This window comes from Burkholderia aenigmatica (genome assembly GCF_048627025.1).
GTDB lineage: Bacteria > Pseudomonadota > Gammaproteobacteria > Burkholderiales > Burkholderiaceae > Burkholderia > Burkholderia aenigmatica.
On the sequence record NZ_CP184469.1, the window covers coordinates 78,295 to 102,836 of the forward strand.

At 66.4% G+C, this 24,542-nt stretch carries 21 protein-coding genes and 1 pseudogene; 13 read left to right on the forward strand and 9 right to left on the reverse strand.

The genetic code is table 11. The annotated features are described in order from the left end of the window. Positions 1 to 33: 33 nt before the first annotated feature. The 4 genes and pseudogenes from ACN8ZM_RS17400 to ACN8ZM_RS17415 form a co-directional block, all read left to right on the forward strand. A pseudogene (locus tag ACN8ZM_RS17400) lies at positions 34 to 462 on the forward strand (STM2901 family protein); the annotation flags it as partial. Positions 463 to 465: 3 nt separating this feature from the next. Next, positions 466 to 828, forward strand: a complete 363-nt coding sequence (locus ACN8ZM_RS17405; protein ID WP_420211860.1) for a DUF1493 family protein — start codon at positions 466 to 468, stop codon at positions 826 to 828. 263 nt (positions 829 to 1,091) lie between these two features. Continuing rightward, positions 1,092 to 1,262: a hypothetical protein gene (locus ACN8ZM_RS17410; RefSeq protein WP_420211861.1), complete on the forward strand. Its 171-nt coding sequence runs from the start codon at positions 1,092 to 1,094 to the stop codon at positions 1,260 to 1,262. Between the two features lie 48 nt (positions 1,263 to 1,310). Further along, on the forward strand, positions 1,311 to 3,197 hold the full coding sequence (locus ACN8ZM_RS17415) for a WG repeat-containing protein (protein ID WP_420211862.1): 1,887 nt from the start codon (positions 1,311 to 1,313) through the stop codon (positions 3,195 to 3,197). Positions 3,198 to 3,231: 34 nt separating this feature from the next. On the opposite strand, the gene ACN8ZM_RS17420 is transcribed toward ACN8ZM_RS17415, so the two are convergent. Together ACN8ZM_RS17420 and ACN8ZM_RS17425 are read right to left on the reverse strand one after the other, a co-directional pair. Further along, positions 3,232 to 5,460: a penicillin-binding protein 1A gene (locus ACN8ZM_RS17420; RefSeq protein ID WP_420211863.1), complete on the reverse strand. Its 2,229-nt coding sequence runs from the start codon at positions 5,458 to 5,460 to the stop codon at positions 3,232 to 3,234. Positions 5,461 to 5,705: 245 nt separating this feature from the next. Continuing rightward, positions 5,706 to 7,991, reverse strand: a complete 2,286-nt coding sequence (locus tag ACN8ZM_RS17425; protein WP_420211864.1) for a TonB-dependent receptor — start codon at positions 7,989 to 7,991, stop codon at positions 5,706 to 5,708. A 362-nt stretch (positions 7,992 to 8,353) separates the two neighbouring features. Here ACN8ZM_RS17425 and ACN8ZM_RS17430 point away from each other — a divergent pair, with 362 nt between their 5' ends. From ACN8ZM_RS17430 to ACN8ZM_RS17445, 4 genes are all read left to right on the forward strand, one after another. Then, positions 8,354 to 9,010, forward strand: coding sequence for a response regulator (locus ACN8ZM_RS17430; RefSeq protein ID WP_420211865.1), 657 nt, complete (start codon positions 8,354 to 8,356; stop codon positions 9,008 to 9,010). Positions 9,011 to 9,145: 135 nt separating this feature from the next. Next, positions 9,146 to 10,252: a porin gene (locus ACN8ZM_RS17435; RefSeq protein ID WP_043180757.1), complete on the forward strand. Its 1,107-nt coding sequence runs from the start codon at positions 9,146 to 9,148 to the stop codon at positions 10,250 to 10,252. A 23-nt stretch (positions 10,253 to 10,275) separates the two neighbouring features. Further along, positions 10,276 to 11,352 (forward strand): porin, encoded by a 1,077-nt coding sequence (locus ACN8ZM_RS17440; RefSeq protein WP_420212631.1) that lies wholly within the window; start codon positions 10,276 to 10,278, stop codon positions 11,350 to 11,352. Between the two features lie 220 nt (positions 11,353 to 11,572). Further along, complete coding sequence (locus tag ACN8ZM_RS17445) at positions 11,573 to 13,006, forward strand: PQQ-binding-like beta-propeller repeat protein (RefSeq protein ID WP_301769646.1); 1,434 nt, start codon at positions 11,573 to 11,575, stop codon at positions 13,004 to 13,006. A 363-nt stretch (positions 13,007 to 13,369) separates the two neighbouring features. Here ACN8ZM_RS17445 and ACN8ZM_RS17450 read toward each other — a convergent pair whose 3' ends face one another. Next, positions 13,370 to 13,654, reverse strand: a complete 285-nt coding sequence (locus tag ACN8ZM_RS17450) for a hypothetical protein (protein WP_420211866.1) — start codon at positions 13,652 to 13,654, stop codon at positions 13,370 to 13,372. Between the two features lie 62 nt (positions 13,655 to 13,716). Between ACN8ZM_RS17450 and ACN8ZM_RS17455 the strand changes: the two genes are divergently transcribed. Next, the gene (locus ACN8ZM_RS17455; protein WP_420212632.1) at positions 13,717 to 14,640 is read left to right on the forward strand and encodes a LysR family transcriptional regulator; all 924 of its coding nucleotides are present in this window, start codon (positions 13,717 to 13,719) and stop codon (positions 14,638 to 14,640) included. Between the two features lie 304 nt (positions 14,641 to 14,944). Here the strand turns inward: ACN8ZM_RS17455 and ACN8ZM_RS17460 are convergent, their stop codons facing one another. Then, positions 14,945 to 16,456 (reverse strand): PLP-dependent aminotransferase family protein, encoded by a 1,512-nt coding sequence (locus tag ACN8ZM_RS17460; protein ID WP_420211867.1) that lies wholly within the window; start codon positions 16,454 to 16,456, stop codon positions 14,945 to 14,947. 123 nt (positions 16,457 to 16,579) lie between these two features. On the opposite strand from ACN8ZM_RS17460, the gene ACN8ZM_RS17465 reads away from it, so the two are divergent. Next, positions 16,580 to 17,218, forward strand: coding sequence for an FMN-binding negative transcriptional regulator (locus ACN8ZM_RS17465; RefSeq protein WP_043180752.1), 639 nt, complete (start codon positions 16,580 to 16,582; stop codon positions 17,216 to 17,218). A 55-nt stretch (positions 17,219 to 17,273) separates the two neighbouring features. Here the strand turns inward: ACN8ZM_RS17465 and ACN8ZM_RS17470 are convergent, their stop codons facing one another. Beyond that, positions 17,274 to 17,855, reverse strand: coding sequence for a thioredoxin family protein (locus ACN8ZM_RS17470; protein ID WP_420211868.1), 582 nt, complete (start codon positions 17,853 to 17,855; stop codon positions 17,274 to 17,276). A gap of 227 nt (positions 17,856 to 18,082) precedes the next feature. On the opposite strand from ACN8ZM_RS17470, the gene ACN8ZM_RS17475 reads away from it, so the two are divergent. Both ACN8ZM_RS17475 and ACN8ZM_RS17480 read left to right on the forward strand, forming a co-directional pair. Then, positions 18,083 to 18,823, forward strand: a complete 741-nt coding sequence (locus ACN8ZM_RS17475; protein ID WP_043180749.1) for a response regulator — start codon at positions 18,083 to 18,085, stop codon at positions 18,821 to 18,823. Continuing rightward, a complete protein-coding gene (locus ACN8ZM_RS17480; protein WP_420211869.1) occupies positions 18,820 to 20,142 on the forward strand; it encodes an ATP-binding protein in 1,323 nt (440 codons plus the stop codon). Before ACN8ZM_RS17475 ends, ACN8ZM_RS17480 begins: the two co-directional genes overlap by 4 nt. Before the next feature lie 132 nt (positions 20,143 to 20,274). Here the strand turns inward: ACN8ZM_RS17480 and ACN8ZM_RS17485 are convergent, their stop codons facing one another. The 4 genes from ACN8ZM_RS17485 to ACN8ZM_RS17500 all read right to left on the reverse strand — a co-directional run bounded on the left by ACN8ZM_RS17485 (position 20,275) and on the right by ACN8ZM_RS17500 (position 22,965). Continuing rightward, complete coding sequence (locus ACN8ZM_RS17485) at positions 20,275 to 20,886, reverse strand: alpha/beta fold hydrolase (RefSeq protein WP_420211870.1); 612 nt, start codon at positions 20,884 to 20,886, stop codon at positions 20,275 to 20,277. Between the two features lie 53 nt (positions 20,887 to 20,939). Continuing rightward, positions 20,940 to 21,674 (reverse strand): metallophosphoesterase family protein, encoded by a 735-nt coding sequence (locus tag ACN8ZM_RS17490; protein WP_043180744.1) that lies wholly within the window; start codon positions 21,672 to 21,674, stop codon positions 20,940 to 20,942. A gap of 109 nt (positions 21,675 to 21,783) precedes the next feature. Next, a complete protein-coding gene (locus tag ACN8ZM_RS17495) occupies positions 21,784 to 22,320 on the reverse strand; it encodes a GNAT family N-acetyltransferase (protein ID WP_420211871.1) in 537 nt (178 codons plus the stop codon). Between the two features lie 12 nt (positions 22,321 to 22,332). Further along, on the reverse strand, positions 22,333 to 22,965 hold the full coding sequence (locus tag ACN8ZM_RS17500; RefSeq protein WP_420211872.1) for a LysE family translocator: 633 nt from the start codon (positions 22,963 to 22,965) through the stop codon (positions 22,333 to 22,335). A gap of 303 nt (positions 22,966 to 23,268) precedes the next feature. Here ACN8ZM_RS17500 and ACN8ZM_RS17505 point away from each other — a divergent pair, with 303 nt between their 5' ends. After that, positions 23,269 to 24,462: a porin gene (locus ACN8ZM_RS17505; protein WP_420211873.1), complete on the forward strand. Its 1,194-nt coding sequence runs from the start codon at positions 23,269 to 23,271 to the stop codon at positions 24,460 to 24,462. Positions 24,463 to 24,542 lie beyond the last annotated feature (80 nt).

The following is a 24,542-nucleotide window of genomic DNA, read 5'->3' on the forward strand; positions in this document are numbered from 1 at the left end:
AGCGCCCTTGCTGGTTCAGGCGAAAAATGAACGAGTGAAAATCGATACACGTACGGGACCTGGCACAGTTTGCGTCCTGTCGACGTCTTCGCCCTAGTAGCGTTCGACGAGACGCGCAAGCAGCTCGGCCTGGATGATCTGGCCGCCGCGTCGGCAATGCTGCTCGGTCAGGGTGACGTCCCTGTCGGTGGCAAGTTCGTCGGGGCTACGCCGGGCACTTCCGTCGCGTCGCTTGCCGCCCGCAAACTGTTTCCCCAGACGTTGCCGTTTCGCTTGCCGATGATCACGGGCGTCGGGTTGTCCGGGATACGGATCTCGTTCACTCACCGCCTCGGTGCGTGGGTCGGCCGGACGATTCCCATCGTGGGCGAGGTGTTCCTGGCGCGCGATGCCTACCTGATCATGCGCAACACCGTGACGACCTATAACCGACCGGTGAAGCCCGAAGACCGGGTGTTCTGAGCCATGAAAGACGATACCTGGGAGCATTTTGAAGCCTTCACTCGCAAGGAGCTTGGCCGGCCGCTGTTCGGCAAGCTGAATCTCCAGCCGGAAACGCGGCTTGAGGAGGATCTCGGCGTGACTGGCCTCGACGGTGTCGAGTTTATTGACAACTGGGCCAAGACATTCAACGTCGACGCCGAAGGGTTCCCGTACCGGCGTTATTTCGGCCCGGAAGGTCAGGAACTGCTGTCGTCCCTTATCGGGCTGTTCGTGAAGCGGCTCCGGCCACCGAAACGCCACCCGTTGACCCTGGGCATGCTGGCCGAGGCAACGCGGCGCGGGAAGTGGGACACGGACGCGATCGAGGCTGCTGCAGGGAAGTGATCGTGTTTGGCAGGACCGGTCGACTATGCGGACCGGTCTTTTTCATTGGCGGAAATATAATTGCGCCACGTGAAATTTTTCCACCTACCTATTTATTGCGATTGAGCCGGTGCATTTATCGCGCGCGGCTTCAGCCCGGGCCACCATTTGCTCGACATGAGCCAGGCCGACTTCGATGTGCTGCCGGAACCTGTTGCGCGTTGCGCAACGCGAGTGCACAAGGACTTTGCCGGACTCGAACCGGTGCGACAGCGCGCGTTCGTGTGCTCGACGAGATCGTCGGCGACAGCCTGACGTCGAGCGACGACGCGCGTCGTGTCGACGGCGTGCAGCGCCTGCTCGATGCCGGCGTGACGCCGTCCGCGAAAGTGCTGGCGGACGCCGCCGATACGCCGGAGATCCTGCGGCTGCTGAAGGCATCCGCCGCACACTGACGGCAAGCGAACCGACGCCATACAACGACAACGAGGGCGATTCGACCGATGGGCAATCGAGCATGGCTGTATCTCCAGGCCGGTGATGGAGACGACGCGCGGACGATCGAGTTCGCGGAATCCAACAATCACTTTCCGCTGCTGTGGCGCGTGCTGCTCGCCGACGGCGGCGCGGGCGACGCGATTACGGATCAGCGCGTGTTCGGCGACGCGGGCACGCCGAATCTCGCCAGCGATGCGCGGGCCGCGCATGCGCGCCTCAGCCGGCTCGCATCGTTCGTCGTCGCGTATCCGCTGCCCGGTGACGATCCGGCGCTCGCGCGCCAGTTCGATGCGCTCGTACGCCATCTCGGCGAATCGATCGACGCGCTCGGCGATGCGGATGGCGCGCCACGGTTTTCCGCGAATCTCGACGAGTTGTCGTGGCTCGATGGTGGCGAGCCGGACGAATTCATCGACCAGGAGCGCGACACCTGCACGCGCCTGTGGTGGCAGGTCGCGAACTGCATGGACTTCCGCGATGTGCGCGGCGTGCGCGATGCGCTCGAGATCGAAGTGCGTCCCGACTGGCGCGACTGGGCGTGGGGCTTCGGATTCGGCGGCGTGTCGCATCACTATTTCGCCCGTCAGGCGCCGCCGCGCGGCGTGACGTTTGCCGAGATGTTCGATGCCGGCGAGGTACATGGCCGCCGGCTCGACTACGACACGTTCAGCTTTCGCGGGCGCAACGGGCTGTGGGGCGTCCGACGTGAGAACAACGACGCATGGGACGTGATCGTGCCGCCGGCGTGGACGAACCTGTGGCGCAGCGGCGCGCACGACGACCGGTTGCTGTGGGTGGCACGCGACGGGCAGGTCGGCCTGCTGCTCGCCGATGAGGCGGGTGCGCGAGTCGTGCGCGAGCCGGCATTCGACGAAGTATGGGACTTCACGGGTGACATCGCGTGCGTGCGTGTTGGCGAGCGATTCGGGCTCGTGCGCACGGACGGCACGTGGGTGCTCGAACCGTTGCTCGACAACTTCGGCGAGTTTTCCGACGGGCTGGCGTCCGCAAGCTTGGACGAACGCTGGGGCTTCGTCGACACGAACGGCGCATGGGTGATCCCGCCGCGTTTCGACGATGCGCAGGAATTCGTGAACGGCACCGTCGTGGCGGTGTGCGAAGGCGAGCACTGGGGGCTGGTCGATCGCGACGGGCAATGGCGGGCGCAGCCCGAATGGACGTCGCTCGAATGGTCGTCCGAATGCGGTGCGTTCGTCGCACAGCGGGGCGATCACGTCGGCCTCGTCGATCTGAAAGGCCGGACGGTCGTCGAGCCGCGTTACGCGGAAATCGCCAGGCTGATCGACGGCGAGCGGACGGAGACCGTGACCGAACTTGGCGCGATTCGACACATCGTGCGGCGCGGCGACGGACGTTGCGCAATCGTCGACGGGCTGGGCCGCGCGCTGACGCCGTTCGATTTCGTGAACATGTGGGCGCTGCCGTGGTTGCCGGATGACGCGGCGGTGCCGCGCGAGCTGTTCACGCGCTATGCGGTCGGCCTCTTGTCGGAGGAACCGGTGCATGTCGCGATTTGCGACCTGAAGGCCGGCACGACGATTTCGCTGGGGCGCAGCGACGACCTGGCCGGCCTGTTCTTCGGTTCTGGTTACGGCTGGCTGGTCGCCGTGCTGGACGAGGACGGCGACGACGTGCGCGCGACCGTGTTCCGTGCGGACGGCACCGTGCTGCATCCCGCCCGTTACACGCGGATCGGTGATGACGCGCTGTTTGACGGCAACGCCGCGCGCACGTTGCTGATGTCGTGGCCTGTCCGCCGCGCCGCGATCGCGGAAAACTGGCGCGACGGCAAGCCGGTCGCGGCATGGCGCGACGATGGCGTGGCCGTCTGGTTGTATTCGGACGGGCGCGCGACGACGACGCGCCAGTAAAAGCGGACGGCCGTCGTACCCGACGGCCCCACGCTCAGCGGAACAACTTCAGCCAGTCGAGCAGGCCCGGATGCTGCGTGCGCCGCCGCGGCGCCGGCGCGCTGCGCGGCCGGAAGTCGGGCGAGAACTGTGCGTGCGGATCGATCGCCCGCGCGCGCAGCGCCGCATCGTAGAACGTGCCGACGATCGGCAGCGCGCTGTGCGCGCCCGCGCCCCAGTAGTCGCTGCGCAGCGTCACGCTGCCGTCGTCGAAGCCGACCCACGCGCCGGCCACGAGCTGCGGATGCATCAGGATGAACCAGCCGTCCGCGTTGTCCTGCGTCGTGCCCGTCTTGCCGGCGACGTCGACGCGGATCCCGTAGCGCGAGCGGATGTCGGCACCGGTGCCGCGATCGACGACGTCGCGCATCACGTCGACCAGCGTCTGCGCGGCGGGCGCCGGCAGCGCCCGTTCGGGCGGCGCGCTGCCGAAGGTGGCGAGCACCTTGCCGTCGCGATCCTCGATGCGCGTGATCATCTGCGGCGCGACGTACACGCCGCGGTTCGCGATCGTGCCGTACGCGGACACCATCTCCTTCAGCGTGACGGGGCTCGTGCCGAGCGCGAGCGACGGTACCGCGTCGAGCGGGCTTTCACGCACGCCCATCGCACGCGCGAGCTGCGCGACCTTCGCGGCACCTTCCTGCTGCATCACCTGCGCCGTGATGCGGTTGCGCGACAGCGCGAGCGCATCGCGCAGCGTCATCGGCTCGCCCGTCGGCGGCTCCGCATCGGTCGGGCGCCACACCGCGCGGCCGTCGACCGGGATCGCGACGGGGCGGTCGACGAACGTATCGCCCGGCCGCATGCCGTCCGCGAACGCCGCGCCATAGACGAAGGGCTTGAACGTCGAGCCCGGCTGGCGCCGCGCCTGCGAGACGTGATCGAACGGCTCGCTGCCGAAATCGGGACTGCCGACCCACGCGCGAATCGCGCCGTTGCGCGGATCGATCGCGACGAAGCCGGCCTGCACCTGCGTCTTGTGCTCGCACAGCGCGCGCATGAATTCCCGATTGGCGCCGAGCTGCTTCAGCGCCGGCACATCGGCAAGCCCCGTGTCGCGGGCCTGGCGATACTCCGGCGTCTGACGGATGAAGCCGCGGAACAGGTCGTTGCGCAGCCCGCATCCGGACGGGCCGCGCCACGCGCTGTCGGCGATCGCCTGCAGCCGTTCGGTCTGCCGCGTCAGCGCCTGCGTCGCCATGTCCTGCAGTCGCGCATCGAGCGTCGTGCGTACGACGAGGCCATCCGAGTACAGATCGTAGTTGTTGCGATCGGCCCACGCGATCAGCCATTTGCGCAGCTGCACCGCGAAGTGCGGGGCGAGGCCGGGCTGACCCGACTGCGGCTCGAAGTCGACGCGCAGCGGCTGGCGCTGCAGTTTCGCGAGCTGCTGCGGCGTCAGCATGCGCATCTGCGCCATCCGGTCGAGCACGATGTTGCGCCGCTGTACCGCGCGTTCCGGATTCAGCACCGGGTTGTAGTAGCTGTTGCCCTTCAGCATCCCGACGAGCGTCGCGCTTTCGACGATGTCGAGCTGGTCGGCCGACTTGCCGAAGTAGGTGCGCGCGGCCATTTCGACGCCGTACGCGTTGTACAGGAACGGCACGGTGTTCAGGTAGGTCTCGAGAATCTCGTCCTTGCTGTACACCGACTCGATCTTGAACGCAGTGATCAGCTCCTTCACCTTGCGGGTGAGCGTCGGTGCGCGGCCGACTTCGTCCGGGTACAGGTTGCGGGCGAGCTGCTGCGTGATTGTCGAGCCGCCCTGGCGATCGCCCGAGAACGTGTGCAGTCCGGCCGCGATCGTGCGGCGCCAGTCGATGCCGTGATGCGCGTAGAAGCGGTGATCCTCGGTCGCGATCAGCGCGTCGACCATGTGCGGCGAGATCTGCTTGAGCGGCACCCATTCGCGGTTGACCGGCCGGAACTCGGCGATCAACTGGCCGTCGGCAGACAGCACGCGCGCGGGGCGGTCGATGCGCGCCTTGCGGATGTCGCCGATGCTCGGCGTGAACGGGACGAATGCGAGCAGTACCAGCAGGCCCAGCACCGGTATCGCGGCGAGCGTCAGCGCGACGCCGCGGCGCGTCGGATGACGCAGGCGATGCAGCACGCCGGCGCCCAGCGCGCGGATGCGCGCGCCGCTGGCGGCGGCGAACGGTACGACGCGGGCGCGGCAATGGCGCCACGCATCTCGGAGAAGCGGCACGAAGCGATTCAAGGCGGCAGGAGCGCGGAGGGAAGAGGCGCGATCCTAGCAAACGGCGCACGTGCGACACCGGCCAAAATGGCTGTTTGCTTGCAGGATTTACAGACGATTACGTTTGTTGCCCGCCGACAACCTTTTGCCACTCGCGCGGATGCGATTCCACTGACGAATAGCGGCCGGCCTGCTGTTGCGAGGGGCCGCCCGACCAGCGCGGCGCGATGTCTGCCGGTCGTCGCGCATCGGGCGGGCCCGTGCCGTCACTTCCACGCATAGCGCAGTCCCACCCACGCGCCACGCGGCGCGCCCACGCCGACGAACTGCTCGCTCACGGGATTCGCGGGGTCGTACGTGTGGCCCGGTCCGTTGAAGAAATTCTCGCCGAGTACGCCGAAGCTCGCGTATTGCTTGTTGAGCAGGTTCGTCACGGTCGCGAAGAGCTGCAGTTGTTTCGTCACATTCCACGTTGCATCGAGATCGATCAGGAAATAGCCCGCGATCTTGCCGTTCGTATCCTGGTTGTTCTCGTCGCCGCGCGCGAAGATGCTGCCGCGCCATGTGAGGTTGGCGCCCAGATCGACCTGCGAGACGGGCGTGTAATCGAGTCGCAGCTTCACCGTGTTCGCAGGAATGCCGGGAATGCGGTCGCCTGATCGCACGACGATGTTGCCGTTCGCATCGGCGCTCGAATTGCTCTGACTGCTTTCGACGAAGGTCGATTGATAGGTCGCGTCCACGTAGCTATAGTTCGCGCCGATGCCGACCGGGCCGAACTTCGTGTGCGCGCCCATTTCGAAGCCCTGGCGGCGCGTCTTGCCGACGTTCTGGAAATACCCCTGGCTGCTCGCGCCGCTGCTGACGAACTGTATGTCGTCGGAAAGCGTCGTGCGCCAGGCTGCGATGTTCCAGGTCGTCGCCGAGCCGATGCGCCCGCGCGCGCCGATTTCGACGGTCTTGGCGATCACGGGCTGGAGGTTCGGATCGGAGACGAAGTCGTTCGGCAGCGAGCAGGGTGCGTTCGGATCCGCGCACGCGAGCTCGATCACGGTAGGCGAGCGCATGCCCTCGTTGTAGGCCGCATAGACGGTCAGCGCCGGCGTGGGGTTCCAGTTCACGCCGAAGGCCGGATTGAAGCGAGAGAACGTGTGATGCCCGTCTAGCGCAGGCTGCTGGCCGCTTTCGTCGCCGATATTGGCGCGTGCCCAGTCGTAGCGTCCGGAGACCGTGGCCGAGAGCTGTGGCGTGAGCGAGAGCGTGTCGCTGAAATACAGCCCGTAGTTCGCGCTATGCGTTTTTGCATTGGTCTGGAGCTGGTAGTTGCCGATGCCCACAGTCGCACGCGTCGCCGTGAAGTAGGCGTCCTGTTGCGACTCCAGATACGTCGAGTTCGCCAGGTCCGCGTTCGCGCCGAGCACGAACTGATTCTTCATGGCCAGCAACTTGCCAAGCAGCGTCAGTTGCAGGCTTGCGCCGTAGCTATCGGTCGTGATGTCGGAAAGCGCGTTGGTGCCTTCGGCCGAATTCGGATCGGTGGGCTGGAAATTGTTGTTGTTATTGCTGCTGATATTGGTGTTGTCGTAGTGGCGGTAATACACGTTGCCGCTTAACTCGACGTTGTCGTTGAAGTAGTGGTCGCCCGACAGCGTGACCCAGGCAGCCTTGTTTTTGTTCTGGTCCGGGTACGTGTAGGCCTGGCGCCGGTTGTCGAGAAACGAGCGCGGGATCGTCTGCGACCCCTGCAAGGTATTGTCCGCGCCGCCTGCCGAGACCGAAAGCGTCGTATCCGAATCGGTGTAACGCAGCTTGCCGAAGCCCTGGCGCACCCTGCTCGAGTTGTGGTCGGCCCAGCCGTTGTCGTTCGCGACATTGCCGGTCACGTAGTAGTCGAGGTTCGAGCCGATGGTGCCGCCCTGTTCGATCTGGGCGGTCTTGCGCCCCCAGGATCCGCCGCTGATCTCGACTTCACCGCCGGGATGCGCGCGACCGTTCTTCGTCGAAATCGCGAGGGCGCCGCCGAGCGTGTTCAAGCCATAGGTGGGGTTCGATCCAGGGATCAGCTGAATCGTGTCGATGGCCGCCGGCGGGATGAGATCCCAGTTGACCACGTCACCGAACGGCTCATTCACGCGCACGCCGTCGAGAAACACGGAGAGGCCCTGTGGCGTGCCGAGCAGCGGCGACGCCGTCGAGCCACGATAGTTCACGTCGGTCTGCCAGGGGTTGCCCTGCGCTTCGTTGATATCGACGCTCTGCAGGTTCTTTTCGAAGTAGTCGGTGAGCGTCGCACGATGCTGGTTCCCGATTTCGCTCGCGCGGACGGTTTGCACGTTTGCCGGCACCTGCGTAAGCGGTGTGCCGATACCGAGCAGCGGTGTCGTACCGATGACGACGATCGTCGGCAGTAGCGTGTCTGCGTCGGCCGCGGCCGGCGCGGCTTGCGCCGAGACATCGAGCGATGCGCCTGCCAGTACCGTGCCGCAGCAGAGCGCGACACAGACACGGCGCCGGTAGCGCGGCGAGGCCGGGCGGTTTTCGCATCGGTACATCGTTCTTCCCCTGTCGTACATTCGCGTGGCGCGACGATCGCTGGATGCCCGGTCGACAAGAGCATTACACAGGCGCCGCGGGTTGCACACGGGAAGATTTCCCGATTTGTGCCGCGCGCCGGCATGGAAAGGAAAAGTCAGATCTCCAGAATCACGCGTCGCGAGCGGACCTCATCGCAAATCATTACGTTTTCCTTGATATCTGTTGAGGGCGACATCGATCTGAAAGGGGGAATGGAATGGATACATTTCCATAATCCGCATGTTCGGCCGGGGAAAAACGGGGCAAGATTGTGGCGATCGGTGACGCGTGCAGACGAAACGCTAAGACGTCGGACATTTCGATACACGAGGCCCGCCACGTGCCCCCACGCCTTTCCATATTGCTCGTTGATGACCACGCGGTCGTGCGCGAAGGCTATAAAAGACTGATCGAGTTCGAATCCGATCTTTACGTATGCGGTGAGGCCAGGCATGCAGCAGAGGCCTATCCCGCCTTCTGCGCGCTGCGGCCCGATGTGGTCGTGATGGAAGTGTCGCTGCCGGGCCCGAGTGGCATCGAGGCCATCCGCCGCATGCTTGCGCGTGAGCGCGCAGCGCATATCCTGATATTCAGTGTCCGTGAGGAAACGATGTTCGTGCGCCGCTCGCTCGCCGCGGGGGCGCTCGGTTACGTGACCAAGACCAGTGCCCCCGACGTGCTGGTCGATGCGGTTCGCACCGTGGCGCGCGGGCGTCGATTCCTGAGTCCCGATGTCGCACAGGCGCTGCATGCGAGCGATGCGTTTCAGGAGGGGCATATTGACAGCGCGCTGTCGGCGCGCGAGTTCGAGGTGCTGGGACTGCTCATCCAGGGTTATACGTTGCTCGCCATCGGCGAGAAACTCGGTATCAGTCAGAAGACCGTGGCCAACCATCAGTCGACACTCCGTCAGAAGTTCGGAGCGGACAACAGCGTGCAACTTGCCCGCATGGCCGGCCGGTTCGGTCTGCCGTTTCAATCGGTTCCAGGCAGTTGATTCAAGGTCGGATCTTTCAGCAGAGGCATGCCATTGATCATTAGTAATACAAAGTGAAATGAAAGGCGATCAGTCGCCGAAGATAGCTCTGTGAACATTTGATGAACGTCGGGGCGGCATTCATCGGAGAGAACGATGAGAAAGAGAATCTCGGTTGCTTTGTTGTTGGGGGGGCTCATGCCGGCAGCGTGGGCGCAAACGAGCGTGACGTTGTATGGCCGCGTCGATGCGGGGCTCGAATACCTGAACCACGTCACGACGGCACCGGGTCAGACCGGCACACGCTTCAGTGCGGAAGGAGGCGACTGGGGCACGAGCATGCTGGGCCTGCGCGGCAACGAGGATCTGGGGGGCGGGTTGTCCACGGTATTCAATCTCGAAACCGCGCTGCAAGTGATGAACGGTACGACGGGAGGCGGGCGGCTCTTTTCGCGGCGTGCCTACGTCGGCCTGAAAGACGATACGTGGGGGCAGCTCCAGGCGGGGCGCAACCTGTTCATCGATAGCGATGGCGTGTGGGCGTTCGACCCGTTCGTGCAGCAGGCGGTGTCGTCGGCATCCCTCGTGCGCGGGCGCAACTGGCAGCAGACCAGCAATAACGTGGAATACCACAGCCCGGTTTTCCATGGCTTCGACGTGCAGGCGCAATACGCGTTCGGCAACCAGGCGAGCGGCTTCAACAACGGCGCATCGGGTGAGTTCGGCCGCTCGGACGGCGTCATGCTGACCTACCACTCGCCGTATTTCGACGTACGCGGCATGTACGACGAATTGCGCGATTCGACCGGCAAGTTCAGCAACATCTTCACGAGCTCCCGTGAATATTTCGTCGGCGGAAACGTGCGAATCCAGAAGTTCACGATTCAGACGGCCTGGACGCACTATTCCGCGCCGGACACGCCGGCCGGCCTCGCGGACACCGCAGATCATTTCTGGCTCGGTGCGACATGGGAGGCGAATGCCCAATGGTCGGTGACGGGCGCCGGCTACTACGTCCGCGTGCGCAGCGGCAATGGCGACGCGACGCATGACCCGGCCGGCCACGCGATGCTGTACGCGCTCGGCACGACCTACAACCTGAGCAAGCGCACCTTCCTTTACGGCACGGTGGCTTATGTGCGTAACGGAAGCCACTCGGATTTCTCGGTATTCGCGACGCCGCTGGGCGCGACGCCGACCACCAATCCGCTCGACGGCGAATCGCAGGTCACGACGTATGTCGGCGTGATGCACACGTTCTGAAACGATAGATGAAGACGGCAGCGATGATCGGCGTCAAGCGGTTCCGGCAGCGGCGCAACGGCGCTCGTTCGGTTTTTCGACAACGGGCGCAGGCGTGCGGTGCGTTGGGCATCCTGCTCGTTGCGCCGTCCCTCGGGTGGGCGCAGTCATCCGTGACCTTGTATGGCGTCATCGATACGAGCATCGAGATCACGAACCCGGGGGCGGGATGGGTGGCGCGGATGGACTCGGGGGCGTATCGCGGTTCGCGGATCGGCTTGCGCGGCAGCGAGCCGATCGGTGGCGGGACGAACATTCTGTTCGTGCTCGAGAACGGATTCGGCTCGGCCAATGGCACGCTCGATACGGCAGGCACGCTGTTCAACCGCCAGGCCTGGATCGGTGCGGGCGGCTCCTGGGGGGAAATGCGCGTCGGGCGGCAATACTCGCCGATCTATATCCCGTTCAAAGGCGAGATCGATGCATTTGGCGCGGGAACCATAGCGTCCGGGCTGAACAACTTCTCGAAGATCACGCCTTACGCGAGCAATGCGATCACCTACCTGTCACCGAACATCGCGGGCTTCGACGCCACGGTGATGATGTCGCTGCGTGCGGCGAGCGACAACGACGGCAACGGGCTCGCAGGCAACTTCGAAACGGTGTCGTACCAGGTCGGGCCGGTGCGGCTCGCCTACGGACACCAGCAGACACACGGCAGCGGGGCATTGCGCGCGAATCTCGCCGGCGTGTCGTATCGGATCGACAAGGCCACCTTGTTTGCGGACTGGTTCAACGGGGCGGGCGGCAGTGCACCGATTTATCACAACGATGGTTTCGCGGTATCGCTGCGCTACGCGTTCGTGCCGAATCTCGATGCTTCGCTCGGCTATGCGTACGTGCGCGACCGTTCCGGCAAGGACAACAACGCGGACCAGTTCAGTGCGATGTGCGATTACAGGCTATCGAAGACGTTGCAACTGTACGCGAGTGCGGGCTGGTTGCGGAATCGTGGCAACGCGACCTTCACGCTGCGTGGCGTCAACGTAACCGGGCTCCCGCCATCGTGGCCCGGTGCGCTGGTGCGCGGTGTGCAGATCGGCATGATCGATCGATTTTGAATGCGCTGACTCGCCAAAGTGAGCGTAGTGGCAAGGCAGGGATTGTCTATCGCTGTTTTATGGAGAGCTGAAAATGAAACGAGTCTTCAACAGGCAAGACGCGGATCGGCGCGCTTTGTCGCTATCCTGGCGCAACCCGGCTATCGCGACGGCCGTCGCTATCCTCAGCAGCCTCATCGTTGCGGCTCCCGCTGCCGCACAAAGCGCGGGAGACTGGCCGATGGCCGGGCAGAATCTGCGCAATACCCGCAGCGCCGCGGGCGAACGCGCGATCGGCCTGAGCAACGTGGCGAAGCTGGCGCCACGCTGGTCGGTCGAGACGGACGGTAACGTGTCCGCCACGCCGACGGTAGCCGGTGGTGTCGTCTATGTTCCCGACTTCGGTGGCTCGCTATGGGCCGTCGATGCCGCGTCCGGACAGGTCAAGTGGCACAAGAAGGTCAGTGACTACAGCCAGATTCCCAACGATGCGTCGCGCACCAGCCCCGCATACTGGAAAGGCACGTTGGTGATCGGCCAGGGCACGCAGATTGCCAACAATCCGACCGGCGCCTACATGCTGGGCATCAAGGCCGAAGACGGCGCGCCGCTGTGGCGTACGCAGGTCGACACGGACAAGTCCGCCATCATTACGAGTTCGCCGGTTATCGACAACGGGATCGTGTACGTCGGCGTATCGTCTCGCGCGGAGGCGCTGAAGGAGACGCCCCAGTATCGCGGCAGCGTCGTGGCGCTCGATGCGACGAGCGGAAAACTGCTGTGGAAGACGTACATGGTTCCGGAGGGCTACACCGGCGGTTCGGTCTGGGGCAACACGGCGGTCGTCGATCATGAAACCGGCTTGCTGTACGTGACGACCGGCAACAACTTCACCGTTCCGGAAGGGGTTTGCCGGTATCCGGGGCAAGAGAAGTGCAAGGCAGCCGTACCGGGCAATCATATCGACAGTTTCGTTGCATTGAACCTGAAGACGGGCAAGATCGCATGGGCCACCCGTACGCTGTCGGCCGACATGTCGACGAACTACGACCACGACGACGGCCCGGACTACGATTTCGGCTCGGGGCCCAACCTGTACACGACGACCGTCGGCGGGCACAAGCGCACGTTGCTCGGTGCCGGCCAGAAGAGCGGCGTCTACTGGGCACTTGAACCGAAGACGGGCAAGGTCGTCTGGCATACCCAGGTCGGCCCCGGCAGCCTGCTCGGCGGCATGCTGTGGGGAACGGCGGCCGACGGCAAGCGCATCTACGTGTCGATCGGCAACCTGAATCACGAGTCCATCGACGTCAACTCGCCGGCGGGGACGAAGACGACCAAGGGCGGCATCTGGGCCGCAGTCGACGCTGCAACCGGCAAGGTACTCTGGCGCACCGCCGATCCGCAGCAGATGATGGACACCGTTGCGATGTCCGAGGCCAACGGCGTGGTGTATGCCGGTTCGCTCGCGGGCAGTGGCGCCAACATGTATGCACTCGATGCGTCGACCGGCGAAATCAAGTGGAGCTTCGAGAGCGGTGGCGCCGTCGTGTCCGGTGCTGCGATCGTCGACGGCACGGTCTATTGGGGATCCGGCTATCACACCAAGATTCTCGGGCTGCCCTATGCCGGCGACAACCACAAGCTTTACGCGTTTTCGGTAGCGAAACAGTAAGCAACACTTTGCCGAGTGTCGCGGGACCACCCGCGCGAGTCGAGATCCGCGCTCGGATACGAGCGTGGCCTCGTCCGCGCGGGTGGCGAGCGTTCGAGCGAACAAGCGCGAACCCGTCTGGCGCGAAGTGCAAGCGCTAAATCGAATCGGTTTGATTCCGTTTCTTTGGTGTTATTTCGACGCGAATACGTGTCAAATGTGTTGACCCGGCCACCGTGATGCCAGCGCACTGCGCACTGGGCTTCCATCGCTTGCACGATCGAGGCCGGGCTCCCATTTTCAGATTCAAAGGACTGCAAACTTCATGAGCAATCAAAAACATGAAGTACCCACTCCGCAGCTTAGCCAGCCGATCTTCATCGATCAGCCCCCGCAGGCGGTGCTCGCGAACGTGCCGATGAAATAAGCGCCGGTTATCGGGCGCGGTCGCGTCGAGCTCGCCGGTTGCCGACACTTTCCCCACATTCCGTCAATCGAGTTCGAACTGTCGAGCGTCGTGACGTGTCCGTTGCAAAGAATCAGATCGAGCGCGAAATCGATGGCGCTCGCCAGCAATTCCTCATGTGATGAGTATTCGAAAAACGACTCGATGAGCGCGACCGCCTGCACGTCAATCAGCGTGACGAGCCGGCCCGCCAGTGCAGTCAACGACCGCGTTTGGACCGAGCCGGCCAGCGCGCCAGCACACAACCATCGATTCAATTCCCATGATGCAACACCTTCCTGATCTCGACGCCTGGGCCATCTTCGCGCGCGTCGCGGAAACCGGCTCGTTTGCAAAGGCCGCCGAGCTGATCGGCACGTCGCAGTCGACCGTGTCGAAGGCCATCGCACGCCTCGAGCAACGGCTCGGCACCATGCTGCTGTACCGGACGTCGCGCAGGGTGTCGCTGACCCCGACGGGCGATCTGCTGCGCGATCGTGCGCTCCGGCTGCTCGCGGATGCCGAACTCATCGAGAACGAAGCAACCGCTCAGGCGCTCGAGCCGCACGGCCTCGTGCGCGTGAATGCGCCGATGTCGTTCAGCCTCCGGCACCTCGCGCCCGTGCTGCCCGCGTTTCTCGAGCGCTACCCGAGCGTCGACATCGATCTGATGCTGAGCGACCATCTGGTCGATGTCGTGCCGGGTGGCTTCGACGTCGCGATCCGGATTGCCGAACTGAACGATTCGACGCTGCGCTTCCGCAGGCTCTGCGCAGTCCGCCGGCCGCTCGTCGCTTCGCCTGCCTACCTGGACCGCTACGGACGCCCGGCTCACCCGCGCGATCTCGAGCGACATGTCTGCTTCACCTACACGAACCTGCCAACGCCGGGAAGCTGGCGGTTTCGGCACACCACATCGGGTGAAAAATTTTCCGTACCGGTGAACGGACGCATCCGCACCAACAACGCCGACGTGATCCTGCCCGCCCTGGTCGCCGGGTACGGCCTCGCGCTGCAGCCCGAATTCGTGGTTGTCGATGCGCTACGGGATGGCGAACTCGAGGAAGTGATGCACGACTGGAGGATCGCCGACATCAACGTCAACCTCGTGACGCCGCCCGGCATGCTGCGGACCGCGCGCGTCGCGGTGCTGCTCGACTATCTCGCCGACCAGTTCACGACCGCGCCCTGGGCACCGCCCACGCGCTGAACATCTGTCGATCGCCAGGACGCGACATCTCGGCTTTGCGCTTGCACAACGTCATCCCCGGGTTTCGGCGAGCCCACTTACTTACGCGTGGTGTGCTCGACGAGGTAAGGTCGACCCCATTCGCGGCCATCTCTAGCGCCGCGCTTCGCGTGAGTCCGGCTACTGCGTGCAGGCTGACGTTGCAGGCGCTCTGATGCATGGCGCCACGCGTCGCGGAGAGGCGGCACGATAGAACTCAATGCGGCAGTCGCGCGGAGCGACGAGGCGCGGTCGTGACAAACGACACGCGTGCGCCAGCAACTTCTTACGGCACGCGCGGCTGCGATTCCACTGACGACACCACATCCGCGAGCCGCTGCGCGGCCGCTTCCATCTGTGCCCGGCCGAATCCGCCGAAGCCCAGCACGAGCCCCGGGCGGGCCGTGCCCGGCGCGAACATCGGCGACACCGCGCGCACCGCGACGCCGGCTTGCGCGGCGCGCTCGACCACGTCGAGATCGTCGATCCCTTCCGCGAGCCACAGCACGACGTGCATCCCCTGGTCGCCCGGCTGCACCCACGCGCGTTCGCGCGGCAGCCTCGCCCCGAGCGTGTCGATCAGCAGCGCGCGCTGCTCCGCATACACGCCGCGCACGCGACGGATGTGGCGGTCGAGATGGCCTTCCGCGATGAAGGCGGCCAGCACGTGCTGGTCCGCGGTCGGCACATGGCGATCCATCAGCGCACGCGCGCCGCAGAACGCGGGCACGAGATCGTCGGGTGCGATCACGTAGCCGAGCCGCAGCGACGGAAACAGGATCTTGCTGAACGTGCCGAGGTAGATCACGCGATCGGGGTCGAGCCCCTGCAGCGACGGGAACGGATAGCCTTCGTAGCGCAGCTCGCTGTCGTAGTCGTCCTCGACCACCCACGCGTGCCGTGCACGCGCCCACGCGAGCAGCGCGTTGCGCCGCGCCATGCTAAGCGGCATGCCGAGCGGATACTGATGCGACGGCGTGACGAATGCGGCACGCGCATCCGGTGCGACGCGGATGCCGGCCTCGACGTCGATGCCGTCGGCGTCGACCGGCACCCGCACCATCGCGTCGTGCCGCCCGGTGCTGTCGAGCAGCGCGGTGATGCCGCGATAGGCGGGATTCTCGACCCACGCCTGATCGTCCGGGCCGAGCAGCACCTGGCTCGCGAGATGCAGCCCCTGCTGCGTACCGCTCGTGATCACGACCTGGCCGGCATGGCAGCGCACCGAGCGCGACCGGCGCACGTAGTCGGTGATCGCCTCGCGCAGCGGCAGCGCGCCTTGCGGATCGGCATAGCCGGACGGCGCGCCGGCGCCGCGTGCGCGCAGGCGGTTGCCGAGCCGGCGCCAGATGTCGTCGGGCGCGGTAAGGCCGATCGGCACCGAGATCGCGAACGGCATGGCCGGCAGCGGACGGAATTCGCTGGCGATCCGCGCGAAGGTGGCGGCCGGCTCGGGCAGCCCGGCGTGCGCCGGCGGGCGGCGGGTGGGCGGTTCGGCGGGGTGGACGGGCGGCGGCTCCGCGAGCGCGAGCGCGTTCGCGACCCGCGTGCCCGCACCGCCGCGCGATTCGAGAAAGCCTTCGGCGACGAGTTGCGCATACGCATCGACGACGGTGCCGCGCGCCACCTGCAGCGCCGCGGCCAGCAGCCGCGTGGACGGCAGCGCGTCGCCCGGCCGGACGTCGCCGCGCCGCACGGCTTCGCGCAGCGCCTGCGCGAGCTGGCGGCTCAGGTCGCCGGCCGCGCGGTCGAGCGCGCCGAGCGACGGGATGTCGACGTTCCGGGCGGTTCTTGCCATGATTCTGGTCTGCTGAAATTGTTCCAAACCGGCTCTACAGCATAAACCAGTTTGGAGCCACAATCGCCGCATGCCGGGCCATTGCCTGATCCATTCCAACCCCCACACGACCGTGGAGCCGACATGTACGTCCCCGCCGAATTCAACGAACCGAACCCCGACGCGCTGCGCGAGCTGATCGTGCAGCATCCGTTCGGCAGCCTGATCACGCACGGCAAGAGCGGGCTCGACGCGAACCACATCCCGTTCGAGCTGCTGCCCAGCGATGGCGGGCTCGGCGAACTGCACGCGCACGTCTCGCGCGCAAATCCGGTCTGGCAGGACGTCGCGAACGGCGACGAGGTGCTCGTGATCTTCCGCGCGGGGGACGCGTATATTTCGCCGACCTGGTATCCGAGCAAGCATGTGGCGCACCGGCAGGTGCCGACGTGGAACTACGTGGTCGTGCATGCACACGGCCGCATCACGGTACGCGACGACGAGAAGTTCGTGCGCGGCGTGGTCGCCCGGCTGACGCGCACGCACGAGGCATCGCAGCCGGTGCCGTGGAAGATGGGCGACGCGCCGGCGGATTATCTCGACGCGATGCTGCAGTCGATCGTCGGGCTGCAGATCGAGATCACGCGCCTCGTCGGCAAGCGCAAGCTCGGGCAGAACAAGGACGAGGCCGATATCCGCGGCGCGGGTGATGCGCTGGTCGCGAACGGCAACCTCGCGATCGGGGAAGCGATGATCGAGGCGGCCGACGCGAAGCGCGGGTGAACGCACCCGATTCGCGGGCCCGCGCGGGCAAGCGCCACGCCCGCGCGTGGGTCCGTTACTGCGTGCGCGTCGTGCCCTTCGCGCTTTCGCCGGCCTGCGCGAGCGCGCCGCGAATCGCGGCCTCGGTCTTGTCGTACTCGCCTTCGCCATAGCGCGTATAGACGACTTTCCCGTTCGCGTCGATCAAATACAGCGCGGGCCAGTACTGGTTGCCGTACGCACGCCACGTGTCGTAGCGGTTGTCCTGCGCGACCGGATAGCGGATGCCGAAGCGCTTGATCGCATCGGCGACGTTGCCCGCGTCGCGCTCGAACGGATACTCGGGCGTATGCACGCCGACCACGACGAGCCCCTGGTCGCGGTACTTCCGGTCCCACTCCTTCACGTACGGAATCGTATGAATGCAGTTGATGCACGAGTACGTCCAGAAATCGACGAGCACGACCTTGCCGCGCAACTGGCCGAGCGTCAGCGGCGTGGTGTTGTGCCAGCGGTCGATGCCCGTGAAATCGGGCGCCGTGGTACCGGCCTGCGAAGTCGGTATGCCCGCGTCGTCGCGGGTGCCCGCGAAGGCGGCGAGCCCGGCCGTGGCGGCCAGGGCGATGACGAGGGTGGCGATCTTGAGTCGGGGCAGCATGGCGTTCTCCTGAGCGGGAGGCCGCCGCTCGAACGCGGCGGCCGGACGGGTTTCGACAGGCCCCATTAGGCGGCGCCGACGTATCTGCGATGTGTCCGGCGAGCCACGCGTGTGCAATGTTGTGTGTCGTCACGGCGACGCGATACATTGGGATACAAACGCATGCCCGCCGTGCGGTATAAAAGCGGACATCGCCTGCCCGAACACCTCGACACCGACAACGACTCATGGACAAGATCGACCACGTGCTGATCGTCGACGACGATCGCGCGATCCGCGAACTGATCGCGGATTATCTGGAGAAGAACGGCATGCGCGTGTCGCTGGCCGCGAACGGCCGCGAGATGCGCAACGTGCTGGACGACGGCGCGCCCGACCTGATCGTGCTCGACCTGATGCTGCCGGGCGAGGACGGCCTCGCGCTGTGCCGCGACCTGCGCGCCGGCAAGTTCCGGACGGTGCCCGTGCTGATGCTGACCGCGCGCGGCGAGGAAACCGATCGCATCATCGGCCTCGAGATGGGCGCCGACGATTACCTGGCCAAGCCGTTCGCGGTGCGCGAGCTGCTCGCGCGGATCCGCTCGGTGCTGCGCCGCGCGCGCATGCTGCCGCCCGGCATGCAGGTGACGGAAACAGCGGAGCTGCTCGCGTTCGGCGAATGGCGGCTCGACACGACCGGGCGCCACCTGCTCGATGCGGAAGGCACGCTGGTCGCGCTGAGCGGCGCCGAATACCGGCTGCTGCGCGTGTTTCTCGACAACCCGCAACGCGTGCTGACGCGCGACCAGTTGCTCAATCTCACGCAGGGGCGGCAGTCCGACCCGTTCGACCGGTCGATCGACCTGCTCGTGAGCCGGCTGCGCCAGCGTCTGCGCGACGGCGCGCGCGAACCGCGCTACATCAAGACGCTGCGCAACGAGGGCTATGTGTTCTCGTCGGCCGTGACCGCCGTCGACGGTACGCCATGAGCGCGCGCATGCCGTGGCACTGGCCGCGCTCGCTGTTCGCGCGGCTCGCGCTGATCCTGTGCGTGGGCCTCGCGCTTGCGCAGACGCTGTCGTTCTGGCTCACCGTGACCGAGCGCGACCAGGCGACCACCAACCTGATGATGGGCTACATCGAGCGCGAGGTCGCGAGCTCGGTCGCGCTGCTCGACCACCTGCCGCCGGCCGAGCGGGCCGCGTGGCTGCCGCGCCTTGCGCGGCGCAGCTATGCGTTCATCCTCGGGCCCGGCGAGACCGGCACGCCGCCGGAAGCGCGGCTGTCGGCACGCGTCGAGCGCTCGATCTCCGACGGCATCGGCGGCGACTACCCGCTGACCGCGAACGCGATCCCCGGCGACCGCGAACATCTGCAGGTGCATCTGCGCCTGACCGACGGGTCGCCGCTGACGATCGACATCCATCCGATGTCGACGGTGCCGCTGTCGGGCTGGCTGCCGGTCGTGCTCGCGCTGCAGCTCGCGGTGCTGGCCGCGTGCTGCTGGCTCGCGGTGCGGCTCGCGACGCGGCCGCTCAAGCAGCTCGCGCAAGCCGCCGATGCGCTCGGCCCCGATCTGAAGGGCGAGCGGCTGAACGAGGGCGGGCCGTCGGAAGTCGCGCGCGCCGCCCGGGCGTTCAATGCGATGCAGGATCGCATCGCGCAGTACATGGCCGAGCGCATGCAGATTCTCGCGTCGATCTCGCACGACCTGCAGACGCCGATCACGCGGATGCGCTTGCGCGCCGACATGATGGACGACGACGTGCAGGGCGCGAAGCTGCGCCAGGACCTGATCGAGATGGAGCATCTGGTGAAGGAGGGCGTCGCGTACGCGCGGACGCTGCACGGCACCGAGGAGGCCGCGCGCCGCATCGATCTCGATGCGCTGCTCGACAGCATCGTGTGCGACTACACGGATGCGGGGCAGGACGTCGCGCTGCACAGCCGCGCGCCGCTCGCGCTCGTCACGCGGCCGAAGGCGCTGCGGCGTATCGTCGGCAACCTCGTCGACAACGCGCTGAAGTTCGCGGGCGCGGCCGAGATCGACGTGCACGCCGCGCCGGACGGCGGCGCGGTGATCGCGGTGCTCGACCGCGGGCCCGGCATTCCGGACGATCAGCTCGACGCGGTGTTCGAGCCGTTCCGGCGCGTGGAGACGTCGCGCAATCGCGAGACGGGCGGCACGGGGCTCGGCCTGGCGATCGCGCGGCAACTCGCGCTCGCGATGGGCGGCACGCTCACGCTGAACAACCGGACGGACGGCGGCGGGCTCGAGGCGCGGCTCACGTTGAGGAATGTGGTGTGATGGGATGCGGCGCGTGAGCGTCGCGGTTTCAGGAGCGTGTCGAAACTGAAACTGAAGCCGAAGCCGAAGCCGAAGCCGAAGCCGAAGCCGAAGCCGAAGCCGAAGCCGAAGCCGAAGCCGAAGCGCGCGACCTCACACGCGCCGCAGATGCGCATCGACGAGCGGAGCGAGCGTGGACGCATGCACGGCCGCGAGATCGTGCCGGCCGCCCGGCACGACATGCAGCTGTGCATCGGGCAGCCGTTCGAGCAGGCGCCGGCCGGCCGCGACGGGGCTGATCGGATCGTCGTCGCCCCATAGCAGCAGCGTCGGTTGCGCGATGCGGCCGATTTCTTGCGACAGATCGGCACGGAACGTCAGGAACCAGTCGGGAAGCTGCGGGTTGGCTTCCGCGAAACCGGTACGCCAGTCCTGCGCGCCGAGCCCTGCCATGTCGAGTCCGCCGGACGTGACCGTCAGCACGAGGTGCGTGATCAGTTCGGGCTTGTCGAGCGCCGCGCGCATCGCGATCACGCCGCCCATCGATTGCGCGATCACGGCGATCGGCCGGTCGATCGTGTCCAGCACGCGGCGCACGAGGCTGTCGAAATCGTCGACGGCCGGATCGTGCGGCGTGTCGCCGAAGCCCGGATAGCTGACGATCCGGCGCTCGGCCGGATGCGTCAGGAGGCCGGCGAGCGGTTGCCAGAAGGCGGTGCTGCCCGATGCGCCGGGCAGGAAAAGCAGTTGCGACGGAACGGGCATGGCGGTGCGGTTTTCCGGTGAACGAAGTGAAGCGGGATGATGGGGCGGGCGTGTCAGCAACGGCCGGTGCGCAGCGCGACGACCCAGTCGTCGCGGCCGCGCGTGGCCGCGGTGGCCGCAGCCGTGTGCCAGTCGTATTCGACCGCATGGAATTCGACGTTCCAGCCGGCCGCCGTGCGCGACACCATCGCGTAGCGCGCATGCGGCGAACCCGTTTCGATGCGGTGCGGATGCGGCAGGTCGTCCGTGTACGCCTGCAGCCCGACGCTACCCGGGTTGACGATCAGCCGGCCGTCGTCGAGCTTTGCCGTACGCGGGATGTGCGTGTGGCCGCACAGGATCAGTGACGCCGGTGCGTCGCCCGCGCGCTGCGCGATTTCATCGGGCGTGGCCGCACGGCAGCCGTCGGGCGTGACCGTTTCGAGGAAATAGACGAGGTCGCTGTCCGGCGTGCCGTGCACCATCAACACGTCGTCGCCGAGTGTCGCGCGTTCGGGCAGTGCGGCGATCCAGTCGAGATGATCGGCGCGCAGCGTGTCGTGCGCCCAGCGATCCGACAGCCGCATCGACTCGCGATCGCCGGTGAGCAGTTGCCGTTCGTGGTTGCCCTTGATGGTCGGCAGGTCGAGCGCGATCAGGCGGTCGGCTGTTTCGGCCGGATGGAGCGCGCCCGACAGGATGTCGCCGAGATTGACGATCACATCGGCACCGCGGCGGCGAACGTCGTCGAGCACCGCATCGAGTGCGGCGAGGTTGCCGTGGATGTCGGACAGCGCGGCGATTTTCATGGCGGATCGTCGTGGACGGAAACGGCGATTGTCCCCAATTCGGCGCAGGCCGTCCAATGGCGTGCGCCTGCGCAGCCGTGAGCGGGTTGACGTGAAGTCGCGGGGCGCGTCAGTCGGTCGCGAGGCGCGCGTACATCGCGAAATCGCCCGGCGTGCCGCGCACGATCTTGTACGCGCGCAACAGCCCTTCGTAGCGGTAGCCGCACTTTTGCAGCACGCGCGCGGAGCCCGCGTTGCTGGTCAGCACGACGCCCTGCATGCGCATGAAGCCGCCGTCCGCGAATGCCCACGCGGTGACGGCCGCGCACAGCGCGCTCGCGATCCCGCGCCCCCAGTGCGACGGCGCGAGATCGTATGCGATCTCCGCCGAGCGGTTCACGGTGGACACGGTATGCAGACCGATCGTCCCGGCGAGTGCGCCCGATGCGTCGTCGATCACGGCAAGGCGCCGGATCGAATCCGGGTCGGTCGATTCGATGGCGTCGAACAGTGGCAGCAGATCGTCGGGCGAGCGCAGGTTCCAGCTCGTGTGGCGGAAGACGTCGGGGTTCGTCAGGTACGCGTGCCACGCGTCGAGGTCGGCGCGTTCGAGCTGGCGGAGCGACAGGCCGGGAAAGCCGGAGCGGGGCGGCGTGGCGATTCTCATCGGGATCCGCTCCTATGCCGCGTGACGCCGGTACAGCGCGAGGGACCCGGCGAGCGCGAGCAGCATCGCGCCGCACGTACGTTCGAGCCACAGCGCACCCGCGCGCTTCAGCAGCCGCACCGCGCGTGCACCGAGCAGCGCGTAGCCGAACATCACAGCGCCGTCGAGCAGCGCGAACGTGACTGCGAGCGCGACGTACTGCGGCGCGAGCGGCGCGGACGGATCGAGGAACTGCGGCAGGAAGGCGGAGAAGAACAGATAGCCCTTCGGGTTCGTCACCGCCGTGAGGAAACTCTTCGCGAAGATCGACGCGTTGCGCCCGGATGCCGCGCCGTCGTGCGCGGCGGCGACGTCGAGCGACCCCTTCGACATCAGCAGCCGGATGCCGACATAGGCGAGGTACGCGGCGCCGAGCCACTTCACCACCGAGAACCAGAAGGCCGACGCCATCAGCAGCGCGCCGAGGCCGAGCGCGACCGCGACGATCAGCACGAAGTCGGACAGCATCGCGCCCGCGAAGCCGTAGGCCGCGCGGCGCACGCCGTAGCGCGAGCCGTTGGTCAGCGCGAGCAGCACGGTCGGGCCGGGTGTCGCGATGCCGACGAAGGCGACGGCGGCGAAGATCAGCAAGGTCGTTTCATGCATGAAGGCTCTCCTGATGGACGGCGCGCGTTCGATTATCGGCTGCGCCCGCCCGGGCTGTACAGGGACGGCGAACGGCGTACACGGCCATCCGTTCCACTATCTCGATTTTGGAAACAAACTGTTTTCATTATTCCGCTTTCGACCGGAACCGGTTCCATTTACCATGACGGCCGCAGCGGGCATGCCCGCCGCGTCGTCGCGCGCGCGTCACCAGCCTCGCACCGCCGGTGGATCTCGCCACCCGCGCGCTACTCGCAACTGACAGCCAGAACAACGGGTTCACCGCCCGGAGACACGACAATCATGAACAAGCAACTGATCGCAGCCCCGCTGCTGCTCTCGCTCGCGGGCATCGCCGCCGCGCAAAGCTCCGTCACGCTGTACGGCATCGTCGATGCGGGCGTGACCTATCGCAGCAACGAGCGGGTCGGCTCGGCGGGCGCGTACACCGGCCATTCGGACGTGGCGCTGACGACCGGCAACCTGTCCGGCAGTCGCTGGGGCATCAAGGGTTCCGAGGATCTCGGCGGCGGGCTGCGCGCGCTGTTCGTCCTCGAGAACGGCTTCGACATCACGAACGGCACGTCGGGCCAGGGCGGCCGCCAGTTCGGCCGCCAGGCGTTCGTCGGTCTCGGCAGCGATCGCTACGGCACGGTCTCGCTCGGCCGCCAGTACACGTCGCTCGACGACTTCGTGAGCCCGGTCGGCCCGTCGTCGTACATCGGCGGCTTCGGCGCGCACCCGGGCGATATCGACGACCTCGACCAGACCGCGCGTGTCGACAGCTCGATCAAGTACACGAGCGCCAACTACTCGGGCTTCACGTTCGGCGCGCTGTACGGCTTCGGCAGCCAGCCGGGCAGCATGAAGCAGCGCAACACGTGGAGCGTCGGCGCCGGTTACGCGGCAGGCCCGCTGCGCGTCGGGGTCGGCTTCGAGCGTTCGGACAACAGCAAGACGGGCGCGACCGACCCGACGACCGGCAAGTGGCAGAGCACCGACGACGGGCTGTTCAACTCGTCGATCAACGAAGGCTATGCGAGCGCGCAATCGCAGCAGATCATCGCGACCGGCGCGACCTACGACTTCGGCCCGGCCGTCGTCGGCCTGGACTACAGCAACGTGCAGTACCGCAGCGGTGGCCAGTCGCTGTTCACGGGCCACGCGACGTTCAACGTCGTGGGCGTGTTCACGCGCTGGAACGTGCGCCCGCAGACGCAACTGTTCGCGGGCTACAGCTACACGCGCGGCAGCGATGTCGATGGCGTGGACGACCGCGCGCAGTATCACAACGTCACGCTCGGCGCCGTCTACGACCTGTCGAAGCGCACCAGCGTGTACCTGCTCGGCGCGTACCAGCATGCGTCGGGCATGACGCTCGACGCGATGGGCCGGCCGGTGGCGGCGACCGCGTCGGTGTCCGACAAGGCGAACGGCCACTCGTCCGATTCGCGGTCGCAGGCCATCGTCAGCCTCGGCCTGCGCCAGAAGTTCTGACGCGCAGCGATCGTTGCGGCTGCAACGTTGCCCGCGCGCGATGCCGGCAACGTTGCCCGCATGCTCCTATACTGTCGCCT